Consider the following 25,134-nt stretch of genomic DNA (forward strand, 5'->3'; position numbering starts at 1 on the left):
AACCCCGGATCAGTCGCCCGCTCAGGCAGCGCGCGAACGGACCTGGCCCGCCAAGCGCCCGACCAAGCCTGCAAACGTGAGCAACCAGGCCAATAACCCGGCGTAGAGGAACAAACGCGCCAACCCCTCAAGCAGATGAATATCCAGCGCCTTGTCCATCTGCCAGGTACACGCCGCGTACATGCCCAGCGGAAACACCAGCCCCCAGTACAGCGGCTCGTAGCGCAGCGGATAGCGGCGCACGCCATGGCGCCAGATGCCGAGCAGCAGCAGCACCGGTATCCACCAGCTGCCGGCCGCCCAGTACAGCAGCGTCACGCCCTTGACGAAAGGCAGCATCTGCTGCAGCCACGGCGCCGCCGGTGCCTGCTGGATGAGCAAGGCCCCCGCCAGCGTGGAGATGGCCAGCGCCCCCATGTTGATCCAGTACGAAGGCACCAGTTCCTCGGGCGCGAGGCGCAGGAACATGAAGCGGTAGAAAATCAAGGCCATGATCCAGAGGTAGAGCACGCCCGACCAGAGCCACATCGCCAGTGCCAGGAGGTTGGGCAGCGGGCGCAGGCCGGCCGCCAGATGCGGCGAGAGCAGCGCGCTCACCAGCGCCACCGATTGCGTCGCCACCACCGCCAGCAGCCAGGAGCCGCTGATGCCCTGCGCAAGCGCCGGCTTGCCACTTTTGACGATGAAGGCGAAAAAAATCGCATAAGTGAACAGTGCCCACAGCACCAGCGTCACCACCCCCAGCGCCAGCCCGGCAGTCGCATCACGGCCCTGTACCAGCGCTTCGGAGGCCAGCACGCCGGAAGCGGCCACCACCGTGAAATAGCCCGGACCGGTGGCGTGGTCCGCCAGATCCCTCAGACAGCGGCGCGGATGCAGGGCCAGGCGCAGCAGGTAGAGCACCCAGAGCACGGCGTACAGCGCCACGTTGAGCAGGAACATCGCGTGCGCGATAGCGGCAAAGCCCACCATGCCGGCCGCCAGCGCCACGATGCCCGTCGCCATCACCAGCCCGAAGTTGGCCGGCGAGAGGTCCGCCAGCCCTGCGTGCCAGGTGGAAAATGCCTTCATGAATGAAATTTTAGTAGCTGCCAGCGCTTTGCCAGCATGCGATAACGCCACTTTTCATTAAAAAACCCGCCGGGTGGGCGGGTTGGGATGCTTGCGGGGCGCCGTCAATCGGCAGCGGCTTCTTCCTCATGTTCCGCGGCCTCCTTGGCCTTGGAGCGCTCTTTCTTGGGCAGCGGCTGGATGTCGAGCTTGATCTCTTCGCCTTCCACACCCTTGTCGTTCTTCCTGTGCTCCACATCCACCGTGACGCGCCCGCCATCGGCCAGGCGGCCGAACAGCAGTTCGTCCGCGAGCGCCTTGCGGATGGTGTCCTGGATCAGGCGCTGCATCGGCCGCGCGCCCATCAGCGGGTCGAAGCCCTTCTTGGCCAGGTGCTTGCGCAGATCGTCGGTGAAGGTGACTTCCACCTTCTTCTCGCCGAGCTGCTGCTCCAGCTGCAGCAGGAATTTATCGACCACGCGCAGGATGACCTGCTCATCGAGCGCCTTGAAGCTCACGATGGCGTCCAGACGGTTCCTGAACTCGGGCGTGAACAGGCGCTTGATGTCGGCCATCTCGTCGCCCTGCTGGCGCTGCGTGGTGAAGCCTATGGTGGACTTGTTCATGGTCTCGGCGCCGGCGTTCGTCGTCATCACGATGATGACGTTGCGAAAATCCGCCTTGCGCCCATTGTTGTCCGTCAGCGTGCCGTGGTCCATCACCTGCAAGAGCACGTTGAAGATGTCCGGGTGCGCCTTCTCGATTTCGTCGAGTAGCAGCACCGCGTGCGGCTTCTTGGCGATCGCCTCGGTCAGCAGGCCGCCCTGATCGAAACCGACGTAGCCCGGCGGCGCGCCGATCAGCCGGCTGACCGCGTGGCGCTCCATGTACTCGGACATGTCGAAGCGGATCAGGTCTATGCCCATCACATAGGCGAGCTGGCGCGCGGCCTCGGTCTTGCCGACGCCCGTGGGGCCGCTGAAGAGGAAGGCGCCGATCGGCTTGTCGCCCTTGCCCAGGCCCGAGCGCGCCATCTTCACGCTGCTGGCCAGCACCTCCAGCGCCTTGTCCTGGCCGAAGACCACGCTCTTCAGGTCGCGCTCCAGCGTCTGCAGCTTGCCGCGGTCGTCGTTGCTCACGTTGGCCGGCGGGATGCGCGCGATCTTGGCGACGATCTCCTCGATCTCGGTCTTGCCGATCGTCTTCTTGCGCTTGGATGGCGTGAGGATGCGCTGGGCCGCGCCGGCCTCGTCGATCACGTCGATGGCCTTGTCCGGCAGGTGCCGGTCGTTGATGTACTTGGCCGAGAGTTCGGCCGCGGCCTGCAGGGCAGCGGCGGCGTACTTGACCGCGTGGTGCTCCTCGAAGCGCGACTTCAGGCCCTTGAGGATTTCCACCGTCTCGGCCACCGTGGGTTCGACCACGTCCACCTTCTGGAAACGCCGCGACAGCGCCGCATCCTTCTCGAAGATGCCGCGGTACTCGGTATACGTGGTTGCACCTATGCACTTGAGCGCACCCGAAGACAGCGCAGGCTTGAGCAGATTGCTCGCGTCCAGCGTGCCGCCCGAGGCCGCGCCCGCGCCGATCAGCGTGTGGATTTCGTCGATGAACAGGATGGCGCTGGGCTTGTCCTTGAGGTTCTTGAGCACACCCTTGAGCCGCTGCTCGAAGTCGCCGCGGTACTTGGTGCCGGCCAGCAGCGCGCCCATGTCCAGCGCGTAGACGGTGGAATCCTTGAGGATCTCGGGCACATCGCCCTGCGTGATGCGCCAGGCCAGGCCTTCGGCGATCGCCGTCTTGCCCACGCCGGCTTCGCCCACCAGCAGCGGGTTGTTCTTGCGCCGGCGGCACAGGATCTGCACCGTGCGCTCTACCTCGTAGTTGCGCCCGATCAGCGGATCGATCTTGCCGTCCTTGGCCGCCTGGTTGAGGTTTTGCGTGTACTGCTCCAGCGGCGAGGCCTTTTCGTTGCGCTCGCCGCCCTGCGCCGCGCCCTCTTCGCTTTCAGCCTGCGGCACCTCGGGCTTGGCCTGCTCGGCCGCCTCGCCCTTCTTGATGCCGTGGGCGATGAAATTCACCACATCCAGGCGCGTCACGCCCTGCTGGTGCAGGTAGTACACGGCGTGCGAATCCTTCTCGCCGTAGATGGCGACGAGCACATTCGCTCCGGTCACCTCTTTCTTGCCATTGCCGGTGGACTGCACATGCATGATGGCGCGCTGGATCACGCGCTGAAACCCGAGCGTGGGCTGGGTGTCGACCTCTTCGGTGCCGGCCACCTGCGGCGTGTTGTCCTTGATGAAGTTGCTGAGCGCCGCGCGCAGATCGTCGATATTGGCGGCGCACGCCTTGAGCACCTCGGTGGCGCTCGGGTTGTCCAGCAGGGCCAGCAGCAGGTGCTCCACGGTGATGAACTCGTGGCGCTGCTGGCGGGCCTCTACGAAGGCCATGTGCAAGCTGACTTCCAGTTCCTGGGCAATCATGTGAGAACTCCTTTGGCTTGCGGTTGGGACTAACTGTAGATCAGGGCGGGCTGCCTGTCATTCAACAGGCTCGGAAACACACTGCAGCGGATGCCCGGCCTTGTGCGCCGCATCCATCACCTGCGCCACCTTGGTATCGGCAATGTCGCGCGAATACACGCCGCAGACGCCTTTGCCGTCCAGGTGGATCTTGAGCATGATCTGGGTGGCGGCTTCGCGGTCCTTGTTGAAGAACTCCTGCAGCACGACGACGACGAACTCCATCGGCGTGAAATCGTCGTTGAGCATCACCACCTGGTACATGTGCGGCGGCTGCAGCTTCTGCGTACGCCGCTCGGCGACGACCGAACCGCCGTCATCCCAGGACGGCTCGCGGGGTGGCGGCACGGGCGCTTTGGTAACCATGAAATCCATTCTAGCGATCCGCCGCAAAGCGTGATCGTTGTGGATTTGGTGCCACAACCGGGCTTTTCAAGCGTTCGCCCAGCCAATGCCAGCCAAAAGCCGCGCACGCCCTTGCAGGCCGCGTGCCTGCTGCTATCAAGAAGCGCCGTAGACCACGCTGACGCCCCCGGCCCCTGCCTGGGCACCCCATGCCGCGAGCGCCACATCGGAGGGGAAAAAACGGCTGGCGTCGCCCAGCTGCAGCTCGGCCATGGCCGCCTGTCCGTCCGCCTCGCAGCGCAGCGCCAGGCGCACGCACAGGCCAAGCGCCAGGGAATGGCCGTCTTCCGTCTGCTCGATCCTGGGCGGAAAGCGCCGCACGAAGGCAGCCACATCCGGCACGCCAATGCCCGCCTGCACGCGCAGATACCTGCCAAAGCGCGCCCGGGCCGCGGCCACCCCCCAGACCTGCTGGGCTTTCAGGCGCAAGCCTCCGTTGAAATGATCGGGCTGCAGCCGCCCGCTGATGATGACGGCCTCGTCGTCGTGCAGGACCTCGGCGCACGACGCCGCCACGCCCTCGTCGGCCGAGACTTCAATCACGCCGCTCTTGTCGTCCAGCTTGAACAGCGTGAGCTTGCCGCGCTGTCCGTTGATGGTGCGCAGATCGGCCACGATGCCCGCCACCACCACGGTCTCCCGCGTGTCGGCAAGCCGCGCGATCGGTGCGGCGGCAAAGCGCCGCACCTCGCCTTCCACCGCATCAAACAAATGGCCGGACAGGTGAAAGCCAATCGCCGTTTTCTCCTGCGTCAGGCGCTCGCGCACGTCCCAGGGCAGCACGACGGCCAGCGGCGGCTCTTCGTTGCTCGCGCCCACGGCGCCGTCGCCCATCATGTCGAACAGGCCGCCCTGATTGGCGTTGGCCAGCTGCGCCTGAGCGTAGTCGAATGCTATATCTATGGAAGCTGCAAGCGCCGCCCTATCAAGGCTCAGGCCGTCAAAAGACCCTGCTTTTATCAGCGCTTCCACCGTGCGCTTGTTGATGCGCGTGCGGTCCACCCGCACGCAGAAATCAAACAGACTGGCAAACGGTCCGCGCGTCGTACCCTGCGGCCCCGTGCCCCGGCCTTCGCGCGCCGCGACGATGGCCTCGATCGCCTGCTGGCCCGTGCCCTTGACGGCCCCGAGGCCGTAACGGATGACCTTGTCCGTGACCGGCTCAAACCGGTAAACGCCCCGGTTGATGTCCGGCGGCTCGAACGAGAGCCCCTCGCGGATGGCGTCATCGACCAGTACCTTGAGCTTGTCGGTGTCGTCCATCTCAATCGTCATGTTGGCGCAGAAGAACTCGGCCGTGTAGTGCACCTTGAGCCAGCCGGTGTGGTAGGCCAGCAGCGAATACGCGGCCGCGTGCGACTTGTTGAAGCCGTAGCCTGCGAATTTCTCCATGAGGTCGAACACCTCATCGGCCGTGGATTCGCTGATGCCCTTCTTCGCCGCGCCATCGCGGAAGATCTGGCGGTGCTTGGCCATTTCCTCCGCTTTTTTCTTGCCCATGGCGCGGCGCAGCAGGTCGGCGCCGCCGAGCGAATAGCCGCCCAGCAGCTGCGCGGTCTGCATCACCTGCTCCTGGTAGACCATGATGCCGTAGGTCTCGGAGAGCACCGGCTCGACCAGCGGGTGCGGGTAGATCACCGCTTCCTTGCCGTGCTTGCGGTTGATGTAGCTCGGAATCAGGTCCATGGGCCCCGGGCGGTACAGGGCGTTGAGCGCGATCAGGTCTTCCAGGCGCCCGGGCTTGGCTTCTTTCAGCATGCCCTGCATGCCGCGGCTTTCAAACTGGAACACGGCCTCGGTGCGGCCTTCCTGAAACAGCCTGTAGGTGGGCGCATCGTCCAGCGGTATGTTCTCGAAGGCGAAGTTTTCCTGCCCCGGGTGGCGCGCCATGATGAACTCGCGCGCCAGCTCCAGGATGGTGAGCGTGGCCAGTCCCAGGAAGTCGAACTTCACCAGGCCGATCGCCTCCACGTCGTCCTTGTCGAACTGGCTCACCGCCGAAGTGCTGCCCGGCTGCTGGTAGAGCGGGCAGAAGTCGGTGAGCTTGCCCGGCGCGATCAGCACACCGCCCGCGTGCATGCCGATGTTGCGCGTGAGGCCCTCGAGCTTCTGCGCCATCTCGACCACCATGCGCACTTCTTCCTCGCCCTGCACGCGCGCCATCAGTTGCGGTTCGAGCTCCAGCGCGTAGTTGTGCTTGTCGCCCTCCACCTTGGACTCGGGCGGGTAGGCCAGCGTGTAGCTCTGCCCCGGCTTGGCCGGCACCAGCTTGGAGATGCCGTCGCAGAAGGTGTAGCTCATGTCCATCACGCGCCCGGCATCGCGGATCGCCGCCTTCGCGGCCATGGTGCCGAAAGTGGCGATCTGGCTCACGGCATCCTTGCCGTATTTGTCCTTCACGTAATCGATCACCCGGTCGCGGTTGGCCTGGCAGAAGTCGATGTCGAAGTCGGGCATGGACACCCGCTCGGGATTCAGGAAGCGCTCGAACAGCAGGTTGTAGTGCAGCGGATCGAGGTCGGTGATCTTGAGCGCATAGGCCACGAGCGAGCCCGCGCCCGAGCCCCGCCCCGGCCCCACCGGGCAGGCATGCGTCTTGGCCCACTGGATGAAGTCGCCCACGATGAGGAAATAGCCCGGGAAGCCCATCTTGATGATGATGTCGAGCTCAAAGTCAAGGCGCTCCTGGTAGTGCGGACGCTGCTGCCGGCGCTCGGCGGCATCGGGGTAGAGGTGGCGCAGGCGCTCTTCCAATCCTTCCTGCGAGGCGTGGCGAAAATAATCCTCCATCGTCATCCCGGAGGGAATCGGAAAATCGGGCAACTGCGGTTTGCCCAGCACCAGCGACAGGCTGCAGCGCCGGGCGATCTCCACGGTGTTCTCAAGCGCCGAAGGCACATCGGCAAAGAGCTGCTGCATCTGCGCGCTGCTCTTGAAATACTGCTCGCGCGTGAAACGCCGCACACGCCGGCGGTCGCCCAGCGTGCTGCCTTCGGCAATGCAGATGCGCGCCTCGTGCGCCTCATAGTCTTCGGCCGCCAGGAACTGCACCGGGTGCGTGGCCACCACCGGCAGCTTCAGGCGCGCCGCCAGCTGCACCGCGGCCAGCACATGCGCCTCGTCATCGTCTCGGCCCGCGCGCTGCAGCTCCAGGTAAAAACGGTACGGAAACAGCGCGGCCAGCCCCAGCGCCTGCTCAGCCGCCGCCGCCTCGTTGCCCGCCATCAGCGCGCGCCCGACGGGGCCCGCCTGCGCGCCCGACAGCGCAATCAGCCCCTCGTTCAGATCGCGCAGCCATTGCCAGCGGCACACCGCCGCCTCTCGCGCCGCGCTCTGTGTCCAGACACGGGTCAGCAGCTCGCACAGGTTCAAATAGCCTTGGCGGTTTTGCACCAGCAGCAGCAGGCGCGCGGGCTCACCGCCAGCCGCATCTTCCAGGCAGATCTCGGCGCCGATCACCGGCTTGACGCCCTTGCCACGCGCCGCCTTGTAGAACTTGAGCGCACCGAAGAGGTTGTTCAGATCGGCAATGGCCAGCGCGCCCTGCCCATCCTTGGCGGCGCTTGCCACCGCCTCGTCGATGCGCGTGGTGCCGTCGACCACGGAAAATTCGGAATGCAGGCGCAGATGGACAAACATCCGGCGATTGTAGGAAGAGGCCGGATTGCCCGCCCCCGGCGCGCGGGCATGGACGAAACAACCCGACCGCGGCCCTACCAGGCCACCCAGCCGCGCCGTATCAAAGGGGCAAAAATCCACCGGTAGACGGCGTTGACCGGCGGCAGCAGCAGGCTGACCAGCCCGGGCAGCACGAGGTGCAGCACGGCAGCGCTGGCGGCAGCCACCAGCGCGGCACCGACCATGTCCAGCGGGAAATGGATGCCCAGATAGATGCGCGCCCAGGCAACCGGCAGGCCCAGCAGCGCGAGCCAGAGGCCGGCCCTGCGCTGCTTGCCGTGCAGCAGCAGGCTGAAAGCCACGCTCCAGATACCGGTCAAATGGTTGCTGGGAAACGATGGCGTGGCTGCATGCGGCATCAGCGCATGGCCCAGCGGCACCATGAACGGGCGCGGCTGCGGCCAGAGCGCTCCCAGCGCAGCCGACAGCGCAAAGCCCAGCGCACAGGCCAGCGCGGCCTCCAGCAGCGGCGCGCGCCGCCCCTCCCCGCCGCGCAGCCAGGCAAGCAGCAGGTACAGCGGCACGGCCAGCACCAGCACCGCGGCGCAGCCCCGGGCCAGAAGCAGCATCGCCGCCCCCGGCTCGGCGGGGCCGTTGATCAGCAGGAAAAGAGAACGATTGAATTCATCCAACATCATCATCCGGCGGCTCCACGGTCCAGGGAGCAGGTGTGGCGGGGCCGCAATTTTCACCCCATTGCCGGTAGTCCCCGCGGTCGCTGTTTCATACAATGGCTGAATTTTTCCGTTCTGCTCCAATCCACGCTCCATGCTGCGCCCACCTGCCCTTCTGCCCGCCGTCCTGCTGCTCATCGCGGCTCTGTCCGGTTGCTCCAGCACACCAGCGGACCCCACTGCCCATTGGAGCGTGCAAAAAATCCATTCCGAGGCACAGGACGAGATGAAGGGCGGCGCCTGGGACAAGGCCATTCCCCTACTGGAAAAGCTGGAGGGGCGCGCCGCGGGTACGCCGCTGGCGCAGCAGGCGCAGCTGGACAAGGCCTATGCCGAATACAAGAACGGAGACCGCGGCACGGCCATCGCCACGCTGGACCGGTTCATGAAGCTGCATCCGGCCAGCCCGGCGTATGACTACGCGCTCTACCTCAAGGGGCTGGTCAACTTCAACGATGACCTGGGCATGTTTTCCTGGCTCTCGCGCCAGGACCTGTCCGAACGCGACCAGAAGGCCGCCAAGGAATCGTTCGAGGCCTTCAAGGAATTGATCGAACGCTTTCCCGACTCGCGCTACACACCCGATGCACGCCAGCGCATGACCTACGTCGTGAATGCCCTCGCGCTGTACGAAGTGCATGTGGCGCGCTACTACTTCGACCGCGGCGCCTACGTGGCCGCCGTGAGCCGGGCGCAATCGGCCATCGCCGATTACCGCGATGTGCCCGCCAGCGAGGAGGCGCTCTACATCCTGGTGCGCTCCTATGAGGCGCTGGGCCTGACGCAGCTGAGCGAGGACACGCAGCGCGTGCTCGACGCCTCCTACCCGCAAAGCGATTACACCAGGTCCGGCTTCAAGGGCAGGGCAAGCCCGTGGTGGAAACTCTGGTGATGGAGCGCCATGAGCAAATCGTTTCGGATCATTGCCGCCACGGGCACCGACAAGGGTGACCGGGACTACCAGCAGGACCGGGTCGAACTGCTGACGCACCCGCGCGTCAATGGCTGCGTGCTGGCCATCGTCGCCGACGGCATGGGCGGGCGCAGCGGCGGACGCAAGGCATCCGACCAGGTCATCATGACGGCGAGCCAGGTGTTCGAGCGCTACGATCCGGCCACGGATGATGCCGCGTCGTTTCTGGAAAACATGGTGCAGGAGGCGCATCTCGTGATCCGCCTCACCGCCATCTCCGCCGAGCAGGAGCCGCACAGCACCATCGCCGCCTTCCTGGTCAACCCGGGGGGCGATTGCCACTGGGTGCACGCCGGGGATTCGCGCATCTACCACTTTCGCAACGGCGCGATGGTGCATCGCACGCGCGACCACTCCTACGTGCAGGCCCTGGTGGATCGGGGCGACCTGACCGAAGCGCAGGCGCGCGACCATCCGCATTCGAACATCCTGCTCGGATGCCTGGGCATGGACAACACGCCGCCAACCAGCGGCTACGCCATTGCAGAGCTCAAGACGGACGATGCGCTGCTCGCCTGCAGCGACGGCGTCTGGCACTACTTCACGTCCGACGAACTGGCCGAAGCGGTCAGCACGCTCACGCCCCGCGAGGCCACCGAATTTCTCATCGCGCAGGCGCGCGAACGCGCCGCCGGCGGAGGCGACAACCTGTCGCTGGCGGTCGTGAAGATTGAAGCCCCGGTTGAAGTCAGGAAATCCCGGCGCTTCCAGGGCTTCGAGGCCAAATCCTGAAGCGCTCCCTGCTCAGAGCGTGTTCAAAGTCTCCGCGTAGTACCCGTTGCCCCGCAAAGGTAGTGGCTGCAAGGCGCAAGCCACAGCCGGGCTGGTGGCCCGGCGAGGACTTGCAACGCCGCAGACGCTGCCTTTGCGGGGCAACCCTTCGGGCAAGGCAGCACGCGGAGACTTTGAACACGCTCTCAAGTCAGGCGCGTATCCACCACGCGGCGCTCGAGCTGCAGATATTCCCGCGTCTGCATCTCATTGAGGCGCGAGACGGTGCGCGGAAATTCGTGCACCAGCGGGCCTTCGGTATAGAGCTGCTCCGGCGGCAGCGCGGCTGAAATGATGAGTTTGACGCGCCGGTCATAGAGCACGTCCACCAGCCAGGTGAAGCGCCGCGCCGCCGAAGCCATGTTCACCGGCATGTAGGGCACATTGGAGAGCAGCACGGTGTGGAACTGGCTTGCAAGCTCCAGATAATCGTTCTGCGAGCGCGGCCCCATGCAGAGCTCGCGGAAATCAAACCACACCACGCCGCCCGCACGGCGCAGCGCGTGGATTTCGCGCGCCTCGATGCGCAGCACCGGGTCTTCGTCGCGCGCCTCGGCCAGGCGATCGAACATGGCTGCCATCGCCGCATCCGCCTCGGGGCCCAGCGGATGGTGGTAGATGGTCGCATCCTCCAGCGTCTGGCTGCGGTAGTCCACGCCGTTGTCCACGTTGATGATTTCCATGCGCTCCTTGAGCAGCGCAATCGCCGGCAGGATGCGGTCGCGGTGCAGGCCGTCCGGGTACAGGCCATCGGGCTCGAAGTTGGAGGTGGTGATGAAGCCCACGCCGTTGGCAAAGAGCGCATCCAGCAGCCGGTACAGGATCATCGCGTCCGTGATGTCGGCGATGTGGAACTCGTCAAAGCAGATCAGCTTGTAGCGTTTGGCGATGTTCGCACCCAGCGCATCCAGCGGGTTCTGCGTGCCCTGCAGCTCGGTGAGCTGGCGCTGCACCTCGCGCATGAACTCGTGAAAGTGCAGCCGCACCTTGCGCTTGATCGGCACCGCGGTGAAGAAGCAATCCATCAGAAAGCTCTTGCCGCGCCCCACGCCGCCATACATGTAGACGCCGCGCGGAATCTGCGGGTGGTTCAGCAGCTTCTTGAGCGCATTGGAGCGGCGCTGCTTGTAGCCCGCCCATTCGCTGGCGCAACGCTCCAGCGCATCCACCGCCCGCAACTGCGCCGGGTCGCTCTGGTAGCCCTTGGCCGCCAAGGCCTCATCGTAAATCTGCCGAACCGACACACCGACTCCAATTCATCCAAAACAATAGCTGCCAGCGCTTTCCCATCAAGCGCTGGCAGCCAATTTTGCTTAAACCGAGAAAGTGCATCAGGGCTTGGGATGGCAACGAGGGCAGTTGCGAGTCAGTTTGGCCCCGACTGCGAAGCCTGTAGCCGTAGCTACAGGCGACAAAGAGGGGCCAAAATGGCCGCAAATGCTCCGTTGACGCCCAAGCAGCATCGGAGATGCGCCTAATGGATTTTCTCGGTTAAACCTCAGAAGTTGAGCGTGCGCTTGTCCACCGCGAGCGCGGCTTCCTTCATCGACTCGCCCAGCGTCGGGTGCGCATGGCAGATGCGCGCGATGTCTTCGCTGCTGGCCTTGAATTCCATCGCCACCGCCGCCTCGGCGATCAGCTCGGAGGCCATGGGGCCGACGATGTGCACGCCGAGGATTTCGTCGGTGGCGGCATCCGCCAGCATCTTGACCAGACCGGTGGTGTCGCCCAGCGCGCGCGCACGGCCATTGGCCATGAAGGGGAAGGTGCCGGCCTTGTACTTCACGCCGTCGGCTTTGAGCTGTTGTTCGGTGCGGCCTACCCAGGCAATCTCGGGGCTGGTGTAGATCACCCAGGGAACGGTGGCGAAGTTCACATGACCGTGTTGCCCCGCCATGCGCTCGGCCACGGCCACGCCCTCTTCCTCGGCCTTGTGCGCCAGCATCGGGCCGCGCACCACGTCGCCCACGGCCCAGACGCCCGGCAGGTTGGTGCGGCAGAGCTCATCGACCTCGACCTGGCCACGGTCGGTCAGCTTCAGGCCCACGGCCTCGGCGTTGAGGCCGTTGGTGTTGGGCACGCGGCCGATGGAGACGATGACCTTGTCCACATCGAGCTTCTGCGCCTCGCCCTTGGCATTGGTATAGGCAATGCCCACGCCCTTCTTGCCATTCTTCACTTCGGTGATCTTCACGCCCAGCTCGATCTTCAGGCCCTGCTTGTCAAAGGCCTTCTTGGCTTCCTTGGCGATCTGCTCATCGACCGCGCCGAGGAAGGTGGGCAGCGCTTCGAGCACCGTCACCTCGGAGCCCACGCGGCGCCAGACGCTGCCCATCTCCAGGCCGATCACGCCCGAGCCAATCAGCGCCAGACGCTTGGGCACGGCGGGAATGCGCAGCGCGCCGTCGTTGGAGAGGATGTTCTCTTCATCGAACGGCGCCCCCGGCAGTTCGCGCGGGTTGGAGCCGGTGGCGACGATGACCTGTTTGGCCACCAGCGTTTCGGGCTTGTCCCCGGCCACGGCGATCTCGTAGCCGCCGTCAACCGCCTTGGCAAACGAGCCGCGGCCATGGAAGAACGTGACCTTGTTCTTCTTGAACAGGTACAGGATGCCGTCGTTGTTCTGCTTCACCACGGCCGCCTTGCGGCCCACCATGGTGGCGACATCCATCTTCACGTCCTTGGCCGTGATGCCGTGCTCGGCAAAGTGCAGGCGCGCCTGCTCATAGTGCTCGCTCGACTGCAGCAGCGCCTTCGAAGGAATGCAGCCCACGTTGGTGCAGGTGCCGCCGGGCGCGGGGCCGCCCTTGTCGTTCTTCCACTCGTCGATGCAGGCGACGTTCATGCCCAGCTGCGCCGCGCGGATCGCGCCCACATAGCCGCCGGGGCCGGCGCCAATGACGATAACGTCAAAAGACTTGCTCATGTTTCTTCCTCAATGGATGGTGAAAACCCACCGCTCAGGGTGGGTTGACTTGTGTGGCTGGACCGATCAGATGTCGAACAGCAGACGCGACGGATCTTCCAGCGCCTCTTTCATCGCCACCAGGCTCAGCACTGCCTCGCGTCCGTCGATGATGCGGTGGTCGTAGCTCAGCGCCAGATAGTTCATCGGCCGGACCACGATCTGGCCGTTCTCCACCACCGCGCGGTCCTTGGTGGCGTGCACGCCCAGAATGGCCGACTGCGGCGGGTTGATGATGGGCGTGGAAAGCATGGAGCCGAAGGTGCCGCCGTTGGAGATCGAGAAGGTGCCGCCGGTCAGATCGTCCAACCCCAGTTTCCCCTCGCGCGCCCTGGCGCCGAAATCGGCGATCTTCTTCTCGATGTCCGCAAAACCCATCTGGTCGGCGTTGCGCAGGATCGGCACCACCAGGCCGCGCGGGCTGCTGACAGCGATGCCGATGTCGAAATAGCCGTGGTAGACGATGTCGGTGCCGTCCACCGAGGCATTGACCGCCGGGAACTTCTTGAGCGCATGCACCGCCGCCTTCACGAAGAAGGACATGAAGCCGAGCTTCACGCCATGCTCCTTGGTGAACGCATCCTGGAACTTCTTGCGCAGCTCCATCACCGGCGCCATGTTCACCTCGTTGAAGGTGGTCAGGATGGCGTTGGTGGCCTGCGACTGCAGCAGGCGCTCGGCCACGCGCGCGCGCAGGCGGCTCATGGCCACGCGCTGCTCGGGGCGGTTGCCCAAGTCGGGCGCGGCGGGCGCGGCAACCTGCGGCAGCGCCTTGGTCGGCACGCCGGTCGGGATGACGGCCGTCGCCTTCACGCCACCCGCCACGGCGGCCAGGGCATCGCCCTTGGTCACGCGGCCATCACGCCCGGTGCCTGCCACGTTGGCGGCAGCCAGATTGTTTTCAGCAAGAATTTTTGCGGCGGCCGGCATCGCGACACCGGCCTTGCCACCTCCCGCAGCGGCTGGTGCCACAGGCGCTACTGCGGTGGGCGCGGCAGCAGCAGCAGCGGGCGCCGCCGCAGGCGCTGTCGCCCCTGCCACGGCCTCGGTATCGATCTTGGCGATCAGCTGGCTCGCGGTGACCGTGGCGCCATCAGGCTGCACGATCTCGCTGAGCACACCCGCGGCCGGCGCGGGGACTTCGAGCACGACCTTGTCGGTTTCGATCTCGATCAGGATTTCATCGGCGGCGACGGCTTCGCCGGCCTTTTTCTTCCACTGCAGCAAGGTGGCTTCTTCAACCGATTCGGACAACTCGGGGACTTTGACTTCAACGATGGACATTTTGGATTCCGTTAGGCGTTAGGCGTTAGGCGTTGGACGTCAGGCTTGGATTGGACGCAAAAAACCCAACCCACAGCGTTCAACGTCTGGTTATTTCGCGAGCACGAAGCCCTTGAGCTTGGCGAAGGCCGCCTCGACCAGGTTCTTCTGCTGCTCGGCGTGCAGATGGGCATAGCCCACGGCAGGCGAAGCCGATGCGGCGCGGCCGGCGTAGCCAAGCTTCTGCCCCGCGAGCATGTTTTCGTGAATGTTGTGCTGGATGAAGAACCAGGCGCCCTGGTTCTGCGGCTCGTCCTGGCACCAGACGATGTCGGCCGCCTTGCCAAAGCGCTTGAGCTCGGCCACGAACGCCTTGTGCGGGAAGGGATAGAGCTGCTCGATGCGGATGATGGCCACGTCATCGATGCCCTTTTCCGTGCGCTTTTTCACGAGGTCGTAGTAGACCTTGCCCGAACAGGCGATGATGCGCTTGACCTTGGCCGCGTTCTTCACCACCGCCTCGTCGCGCTCGCTGATCACGGTCTGGAAACCGCCGCCCGTGAACTCGGAGATGGGCGAACTCGCGTCCTTGGCGCGCAGCAGGCTCTTGGGCGTCATGATGATCAGAGGCTTCCTGATCGGGCGCACCATCTGGCGGCGCAGCACGTGGAAGATCTGGCTGGCCGTCGTCGGCTGCACGATCTGCATGTTGGTGTCGGCCGCCAACTGCATGAAGCGCTCCAGGCGTGCCGAGGAGTGCTCCGGTCCCTGCCCCTCGTAGCCATGCGGCAGCATCAGCGCCATGCCGTTCACGCGGCCCCACTTCACCTCGCCCGAGGCGATGAACTGGTCGATCACCACCTGCGCGCCATTGGCGAAATCGCCGAACTGCGCTTCCCATATCACCAGCGATCCCGGGTCATTGGAGGCGTAGCCGTATTCGAACGCCAGCACCGCCTCTTCCGAAAGAATCGAATCAATGACGGTGAACGGCGCCTGGCCATCGCCCACGTTCTGCAGCGGAACGTAGGAGCCTTCGTCCCACTTTTCGCGCTTCTGGTCATGGATCACGGCGTGGCGATGGCTGAAGGTGCCGCGCCCGCTGTCCTCGCCCGACAGGCGGATCGGATAGCCCGAGGCGACGAGCGAGGCGAACGCCATGTGCTCGCCCATGCCCCAGTCCACCGGGTGCTCGCCGCGGCCCATGGCCGCGCGGTCGGCATACACCTTCTTGACCAGCATGTGCGGCGTGACGCCCTCCGGGATGGTGGTGATGCGCTCGGCCAGGCGTTTCCATTCCGTCAACGGAATGGCGGTGTCGGCGGTATCGGTCCAGTTCTTGCTCAGGTAGGGTGCCCAATCCACCGCGTACTTGCTCTTGAAGTTGGTCAGTACCGGATCGACCGTGTGCTTGCCATCGTCCATCGCCGTGCGATAGGCCTGCACCATGTCGTCACCCAGCGTCGCGCCCATGCCCTGCGCAGCGAGCTTGTCGGCATAGAGCCTGCGCGTGCCCGGGTGCGCCGCGATCTTCTTGTACATCAGCGGCTGGGTGAGCATGGGCGTGTCCTGCTCGTTGTGGCCCAGCTTGCGGAAGCACACGATGTCCACCGCCACGTCGCGCGAAAACTCCATGCGGTATTCCAGCGCCAGTTCCATCGCCAGGCACACCGCTTCGGGGTCATCGGCATTCACGTGCAGCACCGGCGAATCGATCATTTTCATGATGTCGGTGCAGTACATGGTCGAGCGGCTGTCGCGCGGGTCGCTGGTGGTGAAGCCGATCTGGTTGTTGATGACGACATGCACCGTGCCGCCCGTCGAATAGCCGCGCGTCTCGGACAGCGCCAGGGTTTCCTGGTTCACGCCCTGCCCGGCGATGGCGGCGTCGCCATGCACCAGCACCGGCAGCACCTGCTTGCCCAGCGGGTCGCCGCGGCGGTCCATGCGCGAGCGCACCGAGCCCTCGACCACCGGGTTGACGATTTCCAGATGCGAGGGATTGAATGCCAGCGACAGGTGCACCGGGCCGCCCGGGCTGGTCACGTCGCTTGAAAAGCCCTGGTGGTATTTCACGTCGCCGGCCGGCAGGTCTTCCGGCGCGGTATGGTCAAACTCCGCAAACAGATCCTTGGGCATCTTGCCCAACGTGTTCACCAGCACGTTCAGGCGACCGCGGTGCGCCATGCCGATGACGATCTCCTGCACGCCCTTCTGGCCGGCGGACTGGATCAGGTGGTCGATGGCGGGAATGAAGGTCTCGCCGCCTTCGAGCGAAAACCGCTTTTGCCCGACGTATTTGGTGTGCAGAAAGCGCTCCAGGCCTTCGGCGGCCGTCAGACGCTCCAGGATGCGCTTTTTCTTGGCAGCGTCGTACTGCGGCTTGCTGCGCACGCTTTCAAGCTTCTGCTGCCACCAGCGCTTCTGGTGCTGGTCGGTCGCGTACATGAACTCCGCGCCCAGGGTGCCGCAATAGGTCTCGCGCAGCGCGTTGAGCAGTTCGCGCAGCGGCATGCTCTCCTTGCCGAAGAAGGTGTTGCTGGCATTGAACACGGTCTCCTGATCGGCATCGGTGAAGCCGTAAAAGGACGGTTCGAGTTCTGGAATCGCCGGGCGCTCCTGGCGCTTGAGCGGGTCCAGGTCCGCCCAGCGCGCGCCGACGTTGCGGTACGCGGCGATGAGCTGCTGCACCGCCGTGCGCTTGCGCCCCATGTCGGAATCGGCGCCAAAAGCCACCACCACCTGCGTGCCGCCCTGCTTGGCGCGCTCGGCGAACGCATTGATGACCGGCTGGTGGGGCACGTCGCGCGCATCGCTGCCATCGACGGCGGGCACGTGCTGCAGCGCATCAAAATAGCCGCGCCATGAATCCGGCACGCTGCCGGGGTTGGTGAGATAGCTCTCGTACATCTCTTCGACATAGGGCGCGTTGCCGCCGAAGAGATAGGTATTGCCCTGAAAGGCTTGGTAGACGGATGTCGGTTCGCTCATGTCCCGCTGACCTTTGTCTCCCTGAAGGAAACGTGAGTTGGTTGGAAAACCTTCCGCGACACGGCTGTACCGGATGGCGGATGCGACTGTGGCTGGGGAAGGGCCTGATGTGCGGGGACTATTGTGCCACCGATCACCCGGTGCCCGCCGGGGCGCTGCACAAGCGGTGATTTGTGTAACTTTTTGCCGGTTCGCCGATTTTGTGTGAACAGCGCAGTCCAACGCTGCGTTGCATGGTGCGAAAGGACAGTGCTCCATGAAAAAATCCACCCTCCTGGCCATGGCGGCAAGCCTGGCCCTGCTGTCTGGCTGCGTGGCCGTCCCCGCGACCACCGCCGCGACCGAAACCCCGTCAGGCACGACGACGGTGACCACCACCATCGCGCCGCCGGCACTGCCCGCGTACGAGCAGCCTGCGGCGCCCGGCCCCGGCTACCTCTGGACGCCCGGCTACTGGGCATGGGGCGATGCAGCGTACTACTGGGTGCCCGGCGTCTGGGTGCTGCCTCCGCGCGCGGGGGTCCTGTGGACACCCGGGTGGTGGGGCTGGTCCGGCGGCATCTACCGCTGGCATATCGGCTACTGGGGACCGACGATAGGCTTCTACGGCGGCATCAACTACGGCTTTGGCTACTTTGGCACCGGCTACGCCGGCGGCTACTGGCACGGCGACCAGTTCTATTACAACCGCACCGTCAACAACATCCACAACACCCGCATCACCAACGTGTATGTGGACAACAGCGTCACGCACAACGGCACGACGGTCAACCGCGTGAGCTACAACGGCGGCAGCGGCGGAGCCACCCTGCAGCCCAATGCGATGGAAAAGACCGCGCTGCACCAGCCACATGCCGCTCCCACGGCAGCCCAGGTGCAGCAGCACACCATGGCCGTGCAGGAACGCGGCCAGCGCTACGACCCGGCAGGCCATGGGCCTGCCGTCTATGGGACCTCTCGCGTGAGCGAGCATCTTGCCGATCCGGCGGCGGTACGGGCAGCGGCGGTTCCGCACCCGCCCACGATCGTGCACCAGGAGGCAATGCCGGTCCATTCGCCCGCAGAACAGGTGCATGAGCGCGCGCAAAAGATGCCCGAACGTGCTGCCGCCGAGGCGCGTGAGACTGCACGTGAGACCGCACAAATGGAGCGTGAAAACATGCAGCCACGCCCTGCCGTGCGCGCGCCCCAACACGTCAAACCCGAACACCGCGTTCAGCGGCCACATCCGCACCATGAACGCGAACATGAAGAGCGCTAGCCGCGCTGGTCACCAACCGTGAGACGCCACCACCCTTGGGCACCGGCTGCGTGCCGAAGGGCAGGCGTCAAGGGGCTCCGTCAGGGACTTTCAGAATTTCCAGGCGTACTGCACACCCAGACCATACTGGCGCATGCGGATGGTCTCATTGCCTGCCGGCATGCCAAAACCGTTGAACATCGAGGGGCCCGTCACCGAGCGGCTCGGCGCAATCGTCAGCGCGAACGTGAGCTCGGACTGCTGCGCCATCGCATAGGTCGCGCCCAAGGTGTAGTGCGTCGTCATCACGCCCGGCGCGACGATGTTGAATGAGACATCGTCGCTGCGGATCGGGTTCTGCCCAAGGTTCAGGCCCGCGCGCAGCTGCCATTGCGGCGTCGCCTGCCACTGCACGCCGATCTTGAAGACATTGATGTTTTTCCAGCCAAAACCCGACCCGTTGGCTGCGCCCAGCGGCACCACCGGCGGACCACTGGGGTTGCCGACCGACGCCACGCCAGCGTAGTTGATCCTGGCATAGTCAAATGCGAGCGTCACCGCCGGTGTGGCGCGCAGATTGATCCCCATGGAATAGTTTTCAGGGATGTCAAACCGCCCGCCATCGGCAAACAAGCCCTGGTACTTGTCAAAGCGCGACATGCGTATCCTGGGCGAATACGAAACCCCCACGCTCACCCTGTCGGAAAGCTTGCCCAGATAGCCAATGCGCACGCCGACACCCGTACTCGTGCTGGTGCCGTTGTTGGTCACGCTGCCCGGCGCCCCGGTCATGTGCGGAAAGCCCGGTGCATTGTCAAACGGCTGCAGACCGTAGGCTTCAAACTGCTGCACCACCAAAAGCGGCGAAATACCGAACGCGTGGTTGTCGCTCGCTTTCCACGCCACCGTCGGGGCGATCATGAGCTGCATCAAATTCACGCCCAGCTTGCCGTTGCCGCACAGCATGTTTGCAGGCCCCGCGCCGCAGCTGATCTGCCCGCATGACCGCCAATGCGGTGAACGACAGACCGCAGGGGAAATGTTTCTTCATGGTGTTGCTTGCGATGCCAGGTTGCCGGTGGTGTCGTCGTGGGTAAAGAACACCCGCCCGATGGCGGGCGTTGCCTGTCAGCTCCTGGATTGACTATTTGGACCCAGCCACTGCGACCGTGGGCCGCTTTTCGACGCTCCATTCATGCATGGAGCCATCGTAGAGCTTGACATGCTTGTTACCCAGAATCTGCGTCATCACAAACCAGGTACCGGAGGCCTGGTGCCCGGTATTGCAGTAGGTGATGGCGGGAGCCTGACCATTGAGACCGCTCATCTCGAACATGTCCTTGTAGGCGGCGACAGAGCGCAGCTTTGAAGCATCATGCCCACCCGCCGTGGACATCAGGCCGGTGAACAGGTTTTTCGCACCAGCGATATGCCCTGGCGCGGTGACAGTGGGTGCCGCCACCGACAGCCCGAGATAGAACGGATCGCTGCGGGCATCGATCAACTGCACCGAGCCGCCTTTTTGCGCATTCACGACATCCTGCGAAGTGGCCGTGAATTCACCGCTGCGGTCACTGCGCGCCACCCAGTTGCCGGCGGCGGGCGCCACCGGAACATTGCCATACACATTGCCGGACGCGATCCAGCCCGCCGTGCCGCCGTTGAGCACGGCAATGTTGTCTTCCCCATAGACCTTGAATTGCCAGAACAGGCGTGAGGCATCGTTGAAATCCATGGGATCCATGCCCGCCGAAACGATGACGATGGGCTTGTCCGCCTGCACGCCCCAACTGCGCACCAGCTTTTCGAAGTCCGCCTTCTCCGGGATCATTCCCTTGAGCTTGACGCCGTTGATCGTCCTCTCGGTGCGCACCTTCTTGTTGTCCACCAGCGTCGCGCCACCGATATGTCCGCCCAGTTCCACGAGAAATTTCTGGCCGGATTTCTTGTCCACCTCAAACTGTGGTGCAGCGGTGAACGACTTGGCGTTGGGGCGCACATCCAGCACCGTCACCTCGTTGCGGTGCGCCGCCAGCCAGGCATCATCCACCACGGGGCCTGGCACGGTAAGCGCCAGAACGAAGGGCGACAAGCCCAAAAAAGCGGCTCCGGCCGCGACGCGGTTCAGTGTGTGCATGCAAGTCTCCTGATGAATCAACGACACGCAAATCAAGAAGCCGCAGCCAGCGCGTCAGCCGGCCAACGGATGGAAAAGGATTGCCAGACGCTCACACTGCGATCGGCCAGCGCTTGCGCCTGCGTCAGGCCCTGGTGCGAACGGTGTTGCGCAAGCCGTGCATCACGCTGGTGCAGCATCTGCGCCAGCGGCTGCCGATAAAGCGCAACCAGATCGCAAAGCCACAGCGCCAGCCCCGCCAGAGGGCCGTGCAGCCGCAATTCAAAGCACGACAGCCAGCGCACCAGCGTTGCCGCCGCATACCAGCGACCACCAGTGACCCACTGGTTGTTCGCCGTCCAGCCCAGCGGCATGCCGCGCGCATCCAGCACCAGAGCGCACAGATGCGTCAGCTGCCCGGCAGGGCTGCGGCGAAACAGGTGAACATGCCCCAGTTCTTTCCGCAGGGGTGCGTGGTCTGGCGCCACGGCTGCGTGGGCATGGAAATAGAACTGCCATCGGCCCGCGGCGTCCACGGCGTCATGGCGCGGGTAGTGCTGCCATGCATCCACCCTGGCGTGCCGACCGCTCAGCACCTGAATCCAGGTGCGCCCCCGGCGCGCGAGCTGCAGTTGCCGCGCCAGGGCGCTGCGGGCAGCCAGAGCCATGGTGGTCATGGTCCGCCTGTCAGTTGGCGGCGCAGGGATTGTTGCTTTTGCCCTTGCTCTTGCGCCGGCTGCTGACCCCGCAAGGATTGGCACTGCAGGGGTTGTCTGCGCGGCTGCGCTTGCCGCCTGCAGCGCAGGGGTTGTTGCCAGCCGGGCGCCTGTCGCCTGCGCTGCAGGGGTTTTCGCCGCGCATGCGCTTGCCGCTGGCCGCACAGGAATTGCTTGCGCCCGCTGCGGCCGTCCCCGCGGTGTCGGCCGCGTGCACCAGCGTGGCGACAGGCAGCGCCAGAGCCGCCACCGCGAGCGCGGCAGCCAGGGAATGGATTGAACGCCGTTGCGCCATGGTGAGTTCCTCCGTCGATACAGGCCGATCGTCAAGCTTGCCCAACTGCCCGTGCACGGCGCTCGAACCAGCCACCCAATTGAAACACCCCGAAAACAGCTGCCACCATGGCCGCCAGCACCAGCCATTCGGGCAGGCCCAGCAATTCAGGCAGACGGTCGCCGCGCGTGATTTCACCCGCGGTGGTCAGCGCATCCAGTTCGCCAAACAGGCCTGCAAACAGGAAGGTGCCGATGAACAGGCCGACGAAGAACACGATCGCATCCAGACGCCCCGTCATCAGACCGACCGCCGAAGTGCCCGGGCAATACCCGCCAACGGCAAAACCCACGCCGATCAAGGCGCCGCCGGCCGCCATGGCCCAGAGGTAGGGCGCAGGCACAAAGAGGCTGGTGGCCTGAACGAAACCAACGCGCTCCAGCAGGTACAGACCCACCGCCGTGAAGACGATCGCACTGAACATCACTTTGAACACCGACCAGTCCGTCAGGCGAAACTGCGCCGTGAGCTTGCAGCTGCTGCCAAAACCGGCCCGCTCGAGCACGAAGCCAAAGCCCAGCCCCAGCGCAACTGCCACGATGGCATCGATCATTTGACACCTCCGCCGGTCAGGCGGGCTGCAACCAGCCCTGAGAGAAAAAAAGCCCCCAGAAACACAAAGCCAGCGACACCCAGCACCGCCGCACCGGACAGACCCACGCCACTGGTGCAACCCGCAGAAATGCGCGCCCCGAAGCCAGCGAAAATGCCACCTGCAAGTGCCTTGAGCAAACGCCCGATGGTGCCGGCATGCGCCGAGCCTTCAATGCGCCACGCCAAGCGGTGAGCGAGCCGCGCGGAGATGAAGGCTCCGGCGAACACCCCGAGCACCTGCCAGGTGATCCAGGAAGACATCACCGAGCCGTTTTCCACCATGGGGCCCAGGTAATCGTTGTTCACCGTCCACTTGGGCAGCACCTCGCCGCCAAGCCACGCGGTCAGCCGGGTGGTGAATCCGGTAGCGCCCAAGCCATGCCCGGTGATGAGGAAGGTCAGCAAAAGCACGATGCCCAGCGCCAGCCCAGCCAACCAGGCCGGCCAGTAAGCCTTGCTGCCCGGGGGTTCGCAAACAGTCGGGGATGCCATCGGAACGACTCCTTCAAGGTTGCGTAGCACGAAGGTATATAGGCAAAATGCAATATAAGAATTTATTGATGTCGATCAGCGCTGTCAATATCGGAAACCCGTAGTGGCGCCAGGGCGCATGCCGTACAGTTGCCGCCACCACGCACAGCGCAAGTCCCATGCACCCGCCGACACTCACCAACCGTACCCTGCTGCTTCTGCTGGTCGCCGTCACGATCGCATTTGGCGCCATCCTGCTGCCGCTGCACGGCGCGATTTTCTGGGGCATGGTGCTCGCCATCCTGTTCGCGCCGCTGCACCGGCGGCTGCTGGCACGCATGCCGCGCAGGCCCAATCTGGCGGCACTGGCAACGCTGGCCATCTGCCTGCTGATCGTCATCCTGCCGATTCTGGCCATCAGCGCCTCGGTCGTGCAGGAGGCAGGGGCGGTCTATCAGCGGGTGCGGTCGGGCCAGCTCAATTTCGGCGCCTACGCGCAGCAGATCTGGTCCACCCTGCCCACCTGGGCACTCAATCTGCTTGAGCGCCTGCACCTGGGTACCTTTGCCGAGTTGCAGACACGGCTGGCCAGTTTCGGGGCCCAGGCCAGCCAGTTCCTGGCCAACCAGGCCGTGAGCCTGGGCTCGAACACGCTGCAGTTCATCGTCAATTTCGGCGTGATGCTCTACCTGCTGTTCTTCCTGCTGCGCGACGGCACGCCGCTGGCGACGCGCATCTTTCACGCGGTGCCGCTGGATGAAGCGCACAAGCGCGCCCTGGCGATCAAGTTCATCACCGTGATCCGCGCCACCGTCAAGGGCAACATCGCCGTGGCCGCCACGCAGGGCGCGCTGGGCGGGCTGATCTTCTGGGTGCTGGGCATCCAGGGGCCGGTGCTCTGGGGCGTGCTCATGGCCTTTCTCTCGCTGTTGCCAGCGGTGGGGGCCGGCCTGATCTGGGGGCCGGTGGCGCTGTACTTCCTGGCCACCGGCGCCACCTGGCAGGGCGTGACGCTGGCGCTCTATGGCGTGGGCGTGATCGGTCTGGTGGACAACCTGCTGCGCCCGCTGCTGGTGGGCAAGGACACCAAGATGCCGGACTACGTGGTGCTGATCTCCACCCTGGGCGGCATGTCGCTGTTCGGGTTGACCGGTTTCGTGATCGGACCCATGGTGGCAGCGCTGTTCATGGCCACCTGGGATATTTTTTCACCGCCGCCAGCCATCCCCTCGCACCCCGGGGCCCGCAAAGACCATGACTGACCGCGTACCGGGCGCCAGGGAGCCTTCCAACCCAGGTTTTTCGCTGGGCCGTTGGCGCGAGGCCCGTTGGCGCTCTTGCGCCCAGCGCCCAAACGGTACAGGCACTCCGATCACACCACCCAGGAGACTTCCGTATGCCCCTTGATCCCCACCTCGCCGCCGTCCTGCAGATGATCGCCGGCTCGCGCGCCAAGCCCATCGCCGAAGGCACGCCCGAAGAAGGCCGCGCCGCCTACCTGGCGCTGACCGCGGGCTCGCTCACGCCCGAACAGCGCGTGCCCGTGGCCAGCGTGCGGGACACCACCGTGCCCGGCGGCGCGGGCCCCGTTCCTGCGCGCATCTACCGGCCCGAAGGCGCAGGTCCGTTTCCCACCGTGGCCTTTTTCCATGGCGGCGGCTACGTGATCGGCAATCTGGACACACACGACAACATGTGCCGCGAAATCTGCCGTGGCGCACAGGCCGTACTCGTATCGGTGGATTACCGCCTCGCGCCGGAGCATCCATTCCCCGCGGGCATCGAGGATGCCGTGGCCGCTGCCCGGTGGGTCGTCGCGCATGCGCAGGAGCTGGGCGGCAACGGCGTCGTGGCCGTGGCGGGCGACAGCGCAGGCGGCAATTTTTCCGCCGTGGTGGCGCAGCAGCTGCGCGATGCGGGTATTCCGCTGGCCGCACAGTTCCTCATCTATCCGGCAGTGGACCACGCCGCTGCCGCATACCCCAGCGCCAAGCAGAACGCCAAGGGCTACTTCCTCGAAGTGGAAACCATGGCCTGGTTCTTCCACCACTATGCCGGGCATGTCGCCGACACCCTGGACCCGCGCCTGGCACCGCTGCAGGCGGCGAGCCTGGCCGGGTTGCCACCGGCGGTGATCATGACCGCCGAATTCGACCCGCTGCGCGACCAGGGCATGGCCTATGCCGAGGCCCTGCGCGCCGCGGGCGGCCAGGCCGAGCTGATCCAGGGGGCGGGCATGATCCACGGCTTCTTCGACATGGGCCGCTGGTCACCCGGCGCGCAAGCCATCATCACGCATGGCATCGAACGCTTGCGCGCCCTGCTGGAAGCATGAGGAGCGCGCAGCTCCGCAAAACCGCCGGCGGGA

At 65.0% G+C, this 25,134-nt stretch carries 21 protein-coding genes; 6 read left to right on the top strand and 15 right to left on the bottom strand.

Features of this window, described 5'->3' with window-relative positions; translation table 11 throughout:
* Window positions 1–21 precede the first annotated feature (21 nt).
* The 5 genes from K320_RS0114160 to K320_RS0114180 form a co-directional block, all read right to left on the bottom strand.
* Window positions 22–1,071, bottom strand: coding sequence for a tellurite resistance/C4-dicarboxylate transporter family protein (locus K320_RS0114160; protein WP_024539485.1), 1,050 nt, complete (start codon window positions 1,069–1,071; stop codon window positions 22–24).
* Between the two features lie 104 nt (window positions 1,072–1,175).
* A complete protein-coding gene (clpA, locus tag K320_RS0114165) occupies window positions 1,176–3,536 on the bottom strand; it encodes an ATP-dependent Clp protease ATP-binding subunit ClpA (protein ID WP_024539486.1) in 2,361 nt (786 codons plus the stop codon).
* A gap of 57 nt (window positions 3,537–3,593) precedes the next feature.
* Window positions 3,594–3,950 carry an ATP-dependent Clp protease adapter ClpS gene (gene clpS / locus K320_RS0114170; RefSeq protein ID WP_024539487.1) on the bottom strand — a complete coding sequence of 119 codons (357 nt, stop codon included), beginning with the start codon at window positions 3,948–3,950 and terminating at the stop codon, window positions 3,594–3,596.
* 126 nt (window positions 3,951–4,076) lie between these two features.
* On the bottom strand, window positions 4,077–7,619 hold the full coding sequence (dnaE, locus tag K320_RS0114175) for a DNA polymerase III subunit alpha (RefSeq protein WP_024539488.1): 3,543 nt from the start codon (window positions 7,617–7,619) through the stop codon (window positions 4,077–4,079).
* A 74-nt stretch (window positions 7,620–7,693) separates the two neighbouring features.
* Window positions 7,694–8,299, bottom strand: coding sequence for a phosphatase PAP2 family protein (locus K320_RS0114180; protein ID WP_211236118.1), 606 nt, complete (start codon window positions 8,297–8,299; stop codon window positions 7,694–7,696).
* Window positions 8,300–8,426: 127 nt separating this feature from the next.
* On the opposite strand from K320_RS0114180, the gene K320_RS0114185 reads away from it, so the two are divergent.
* Both K320_RS0114185 and K320_RS0114190 read left to right on the top strand, forming a co-directional pair.
* A complete protein-coding gene (locus K320_RS0114185; protein ID WP_024539490.1) occupies window positions 8,427–9,224 on the top strand; it encodes an outer membrane protein assembly factor BamD in 798 nt (265 codons plus the stop codon).
* A gap of 9 nt (window positions 9,225–9,233) precedes the next feature.
* Window positions 9,234–10,037: a PP2C family protein-serine/threonine phosphatase gene (locus tag K320_RS0114190; protein WP_024539491.1), complete on the top strand. Its 804-nt coding sequence runs from the start codon at window positions 9,234–9,236 to the stop codon at window positions 10,035–10,037.
* Window positions 10,038–10,222: 185 nt separating this feature from the next.
* Here K320_RS0114190 and zapE read toward each other — a convergent pair whose 3' ends face one another.
* The 4 genes from zapE to K320_RS0114210 form a co-directional block, all read right to left on the bottom strand.
* A complete protein-coding gene (gene zapE / locus K320_RS0114195; RefSeq protein WP_024539492.1) occupies window positions 10,223–11,320 on the bottom strand; it encodes a cell division protein ZapE in 1,098 nt (365 codons plus the stop codon).
* Between the two features lie 254 nt (window positions 11,321–11,574).
* Window positions 11,575–13,002, bottom strand: a complete 1,428-nt coding sequence (gene lpdA, locus K320_RS0114200; RefSeq protein ID WP_024539493.1) for a dihydrolipoyl dehydrogenase — start codon at window positions 13,000–13,002, stop codon at window positions 11,575–11,577.
* Window positions 13,003–13,068: 66 nt separating this feature from the next.
* Entirely contained in the window at window positions 13,069–14,325 is a 1,257-nt protein-coding gene (gene odhB / locus K320_RS0114205; protein WP_024539494.1) for a 2-oxoglutarate dehydrogenase complex dihydrolipoyllysine-residue succinyltransferase, read from the bottom strand.
* Window positions 14,326–14,415: 90 nt separating this feature from the next.
* Window positions 14,416–17,295 (bottom strand): 2-oxoglutarate dehydrogenase E1 component, encoded by a 2,880-nt coding sequence (locus K320_RS0114210; protein WP_024539495.1) that lies wholly within the window; start codon window positions 17,293–17,295, stop codon window positions 14,416–14,418.
* Between the two features lie 256 nt (window positions 17,296–17,551).
* On the opposite strand from K320_RS0114210, the gene K320_RS18435 reads away from it, so the two are divergent.
* Window positions 17,552–18,556, top strand: a complete 1,005-nt coding sequence (locus K320_RS18435; RefSeq protein WP_024539496.1) for a YXWGXW repeat-containing protein — start codon at window positions 17,552–17,554, stop codon at window positions 18,554–18,556.
* A 90-nt stretch (window positions 18,557–18,646) separates the two neighbouring features.
* Here K320_RS18435 and K320_RS0114220 read toward each other — a convergent pair whose 3' ends face one another.
* On the bottom strand, window positions 18,647–19,456 hold the full coding sequence (locus tag K320_RS0114220; RefSeq protein WP_211236119.1) for an OmpP1/FadL family transporter: 810 nt from the start codon (window positions 19,454–19,456) through the stop codon (window positions 18,647–18,649).
* On the opposite strand from K320_RS0114220, the gene K320_RS19350 reads away from it, so the two are divergent.
* The gene (locus K320_RS19350) at window positions 19,455–19,679 is read left to right on the top strand and encodes a hypothetical protein (protein WP_211236120.1); all 225 of its coding nucleotides are present in this window, start codon (window positions 19,455–19,457) and stop codon (window positions 19,677–19,679) included. The two genes, K320_RS0114220 and K320_RS19350, sit on opposite strands and share 2 nt — an antisense overlap.
* On the opposite strand, the gene K320_RS0114225 is transcribed toward K320_RS19350, so the two are convergent.
* The 5 genes from K320_RS0114225 to K320_RS0114245 are packed head-to-tail and all read right to left on the bottom strand — an operon-like array spanning window position 19,680 to window position 22,787.
* Window positions 19,680–20,672: a sulfurtransferase gene (locus tag K320_RS0114225; RefSeq protein ID WP_024539498.1), complete on the bottom strand. Its 993-nt coding sequence runs from the start codon at window positions 20,670–20,672 to the stop codon at window positions 19,680–19,682.
* Between the two features lie 32 nt (window positions 20,673–20,704).
* Entirely contained in the window at window positions 20,705–21,328 is a 624-nt protein-coding gene (locus K320_RS0114230; protein ID WP_024539499.1) for a DUF6969 family protein, read from the bottom strand.
* 10 nt (window positions 21,329–21,338) lie between these two features.
* Window positions 21,339–21,662, bottom strand: coding sequence for a hypothetical protein (locus tag K320_RS0114235; RefSeq protein WP_024539500.1), 324 nt, complete (start codon window positions 21,660–21,662; stop codon window positions 21,339–21,341).
* Between the two features lie 31 nt (window positions 21,663–21,693).
* Window positions 21,694–22,254 carry a YeeE/YedE thiosulfate transporter family protein gene (locus K320_RS0114240; protein WP_024539501.1) on the bottom strand — a complete coding sequence of 187 codons (561 nt, stop codon included), beginning with the start codon at window positions 22,252–22,254 and terminating at the stop codon, window positions 21,694–21,696.
* The gene (locus tag K320_RS0114245) at window positions 22,251–22,787 is read right to left on the bottom strand and encodes a YeeE/YedE thiosulfate transporter family protein (RefSeq protein ID WP_024539502.1); all 537 of its coding nucleotides are present in this window, start codon (window positions 22,785–22,787) and stop codon (window positions 22,251–22,253) included. The genes K320_RS0114240 and K320_RS0114245 overlap by 4 nt, the downstream gene beginning before the upstream one ends.
* Window positions 22,788–22,945: 158 nt before the next feature.
* Here K320_RS0114245 and K320_RS0114250 point away from each other — a divergent pair, with 158 nt between their 5' ends.
* Entirely contained in the window at window positions 22,946–24,028 is a 1,083-nt protein-coding gene (locus tag K320_RS0114250) for an AI-2E family transporter (RefSeq protein ID WP_024539503.1), read from the top strand.
* A gap of 134 nt (window positions 24,029–24,162) precedes the next feature.
* A complete protein-coding gene (locus tag K320_RS0114255; protein ID WP_024539504.1) occupies window positions 24,163–25,101 on the top strand; it encodes an alpha/beta hydrolase in 939 nt (312 codons plus the stop codon).
* Window positions 25,102–25,134 lie beyond the last annotated feature (33 nt).

Source organism: Comamonas badia DSM 17552, from assembly GCF_000484635.1.
Lineage (GTDB): Bacteria > Pseudomonadota > Gammaproteobacteria > Burkholderiales > Burkholderiaceae_C > Comamonas_C > Comamonas_C badia.

Bases quoted from the DNA above. Each gene is read 5' to 3' on its own strand.
- K320_RS0114220 (WP_211236119.1), bottom strand. From the start codon at position 19,456: ATGATCGCCCCGACGGTGGCGTGGAAAGCGAGCGACAACCACGCGTTC.
- clpA (WP_024539486.1), bottom strand. From the start codon at position 3,536: ATGATTGCCCAGGAACTGGAAGTCAGCTTGCACATGGCCTTCGTAGAG.
- K320_RS0114240 (WP_024539501.1), bottom strand. From the start codon at position 22,254: ATGATCGATGCCATCGTGGCAGTTGCGCTGGGGCTGGGCTTTGGCTTC.
- K320_RS0114180 (WP_211236118.1), bottom strand. From the start codon at position 8,299: ATGATGATGTTGGATGAATTCAATCGTTCTCTTTTCCTGCTGATCAAC.
- K320_RS0114160 (WP_024539485.1), bottom strand. From the start codon at position 1,071: ATGAAGGCATTTTCCACCTGGCACGCAGGGCTGGCGGACCTCTCGCCG.
- K320_RS0114255 (WP_024539504.1), top strand. From the start codon at position 24,163: ATGCCCCTTGATCCCCACCTCGCCGCCGTCCTGCAGATGATCGCCGGC.
- K320_RS0114185 (WP_024539490.1), top strand. From the start codon at position 8,427: ATGCTGCGCCCACCTGCCCTTCTGCCCGCCGTCCTGCTGCTCATCGCG.
- K320_RS0114210 (WP_024539495.1), bottom strand. From the start codon at position 17,295: ATGAGCGAACCGACATCCGTCTACCAAGCCTTTCAGGGCAATACCTAT.
- odhB (WP_024539494.1), bottom strand. From the start codon at position 14,325: ATGTCCATCGTTGAAGTCAAAGTCCCCGAGTTGTCCGAATCGGTTGAA.
- K320_RS0114230 (WP_024539499.1), bottom strand. From the start codon at position 21,328: ATGACCACCATGGCTCTGGCTGCCCGCAGCGCCCTGGCGCGGCAACTG.
- K320_RS0114235 (WP_024539500.1), bottom strand. From the start codon at position 21,662: ATGGCGCAACGGCGTTCAATCCATTCCCTGGCTGCCGCGCTCGCGGTG.
- dnaE (WP_024539488.1), bottom strand. From the start codon at position 7,619: ATGTTTGTCCATCTGCGCCTGCATTCCGAATTTTCCGTGGTCGACGGC.
- K320_RS18435 (WP_024539496.1), top strand. From the start codon at position 17,552: ATGAAAAAATCCACCCTCCTGGCCATGGCGGCAAGCCTGGCCCTGCTG.
- K320_RS0114190 (WP_024539491.1), top strand. From the start codon at position 9,234: ATGAGCAAATCGTTTCGGATCATTGCCGCCACGGGCACCGACAAGGGT.
- lpdA (WP_024539493.1), bottom strand. From the start codon at position 13,002: ATGAGCAAGTCTTTTGACGTTATCGTCATTGGCGCCGGCCCCGGCGGC.
- clpS (WP_024539487.1), bottom strand. From the start codon at position 3,950: ATGGATTTCATGGTTACCAAAGCGCCCGTGCCGCCACCCCGCGAGCCG.
- K320_RS0114250 (WP_024539503.1), top strand. From the start codon at position 22,946: ATGCACCCGCCGACACTCACCAACCGTACCCTGCTGCTTCTGCTGGTC.
- K320_RS19350 (WP_211236120.1), top strand. From the start codon at position 19,455: ATGAGCTGCATCAAATTCACGCCCAGCTTGCCGTTGCCGCACAGCATG.
- K320_RS0114245 (WP_024539502.1), bottom strand. From the start codon at position 22,787: ATGGCATCCCCGACTGTTTGCGAACCCCCGGGCAGCAAGGCTTACTGG.
- K320_RS0114225 (WP_024539498.1), bottom strand. From the start codon at position 20,672: ATGCACACACTGAACCGCGTCGCGGCCGGAGCCGCTTTTTTGGGCTTG.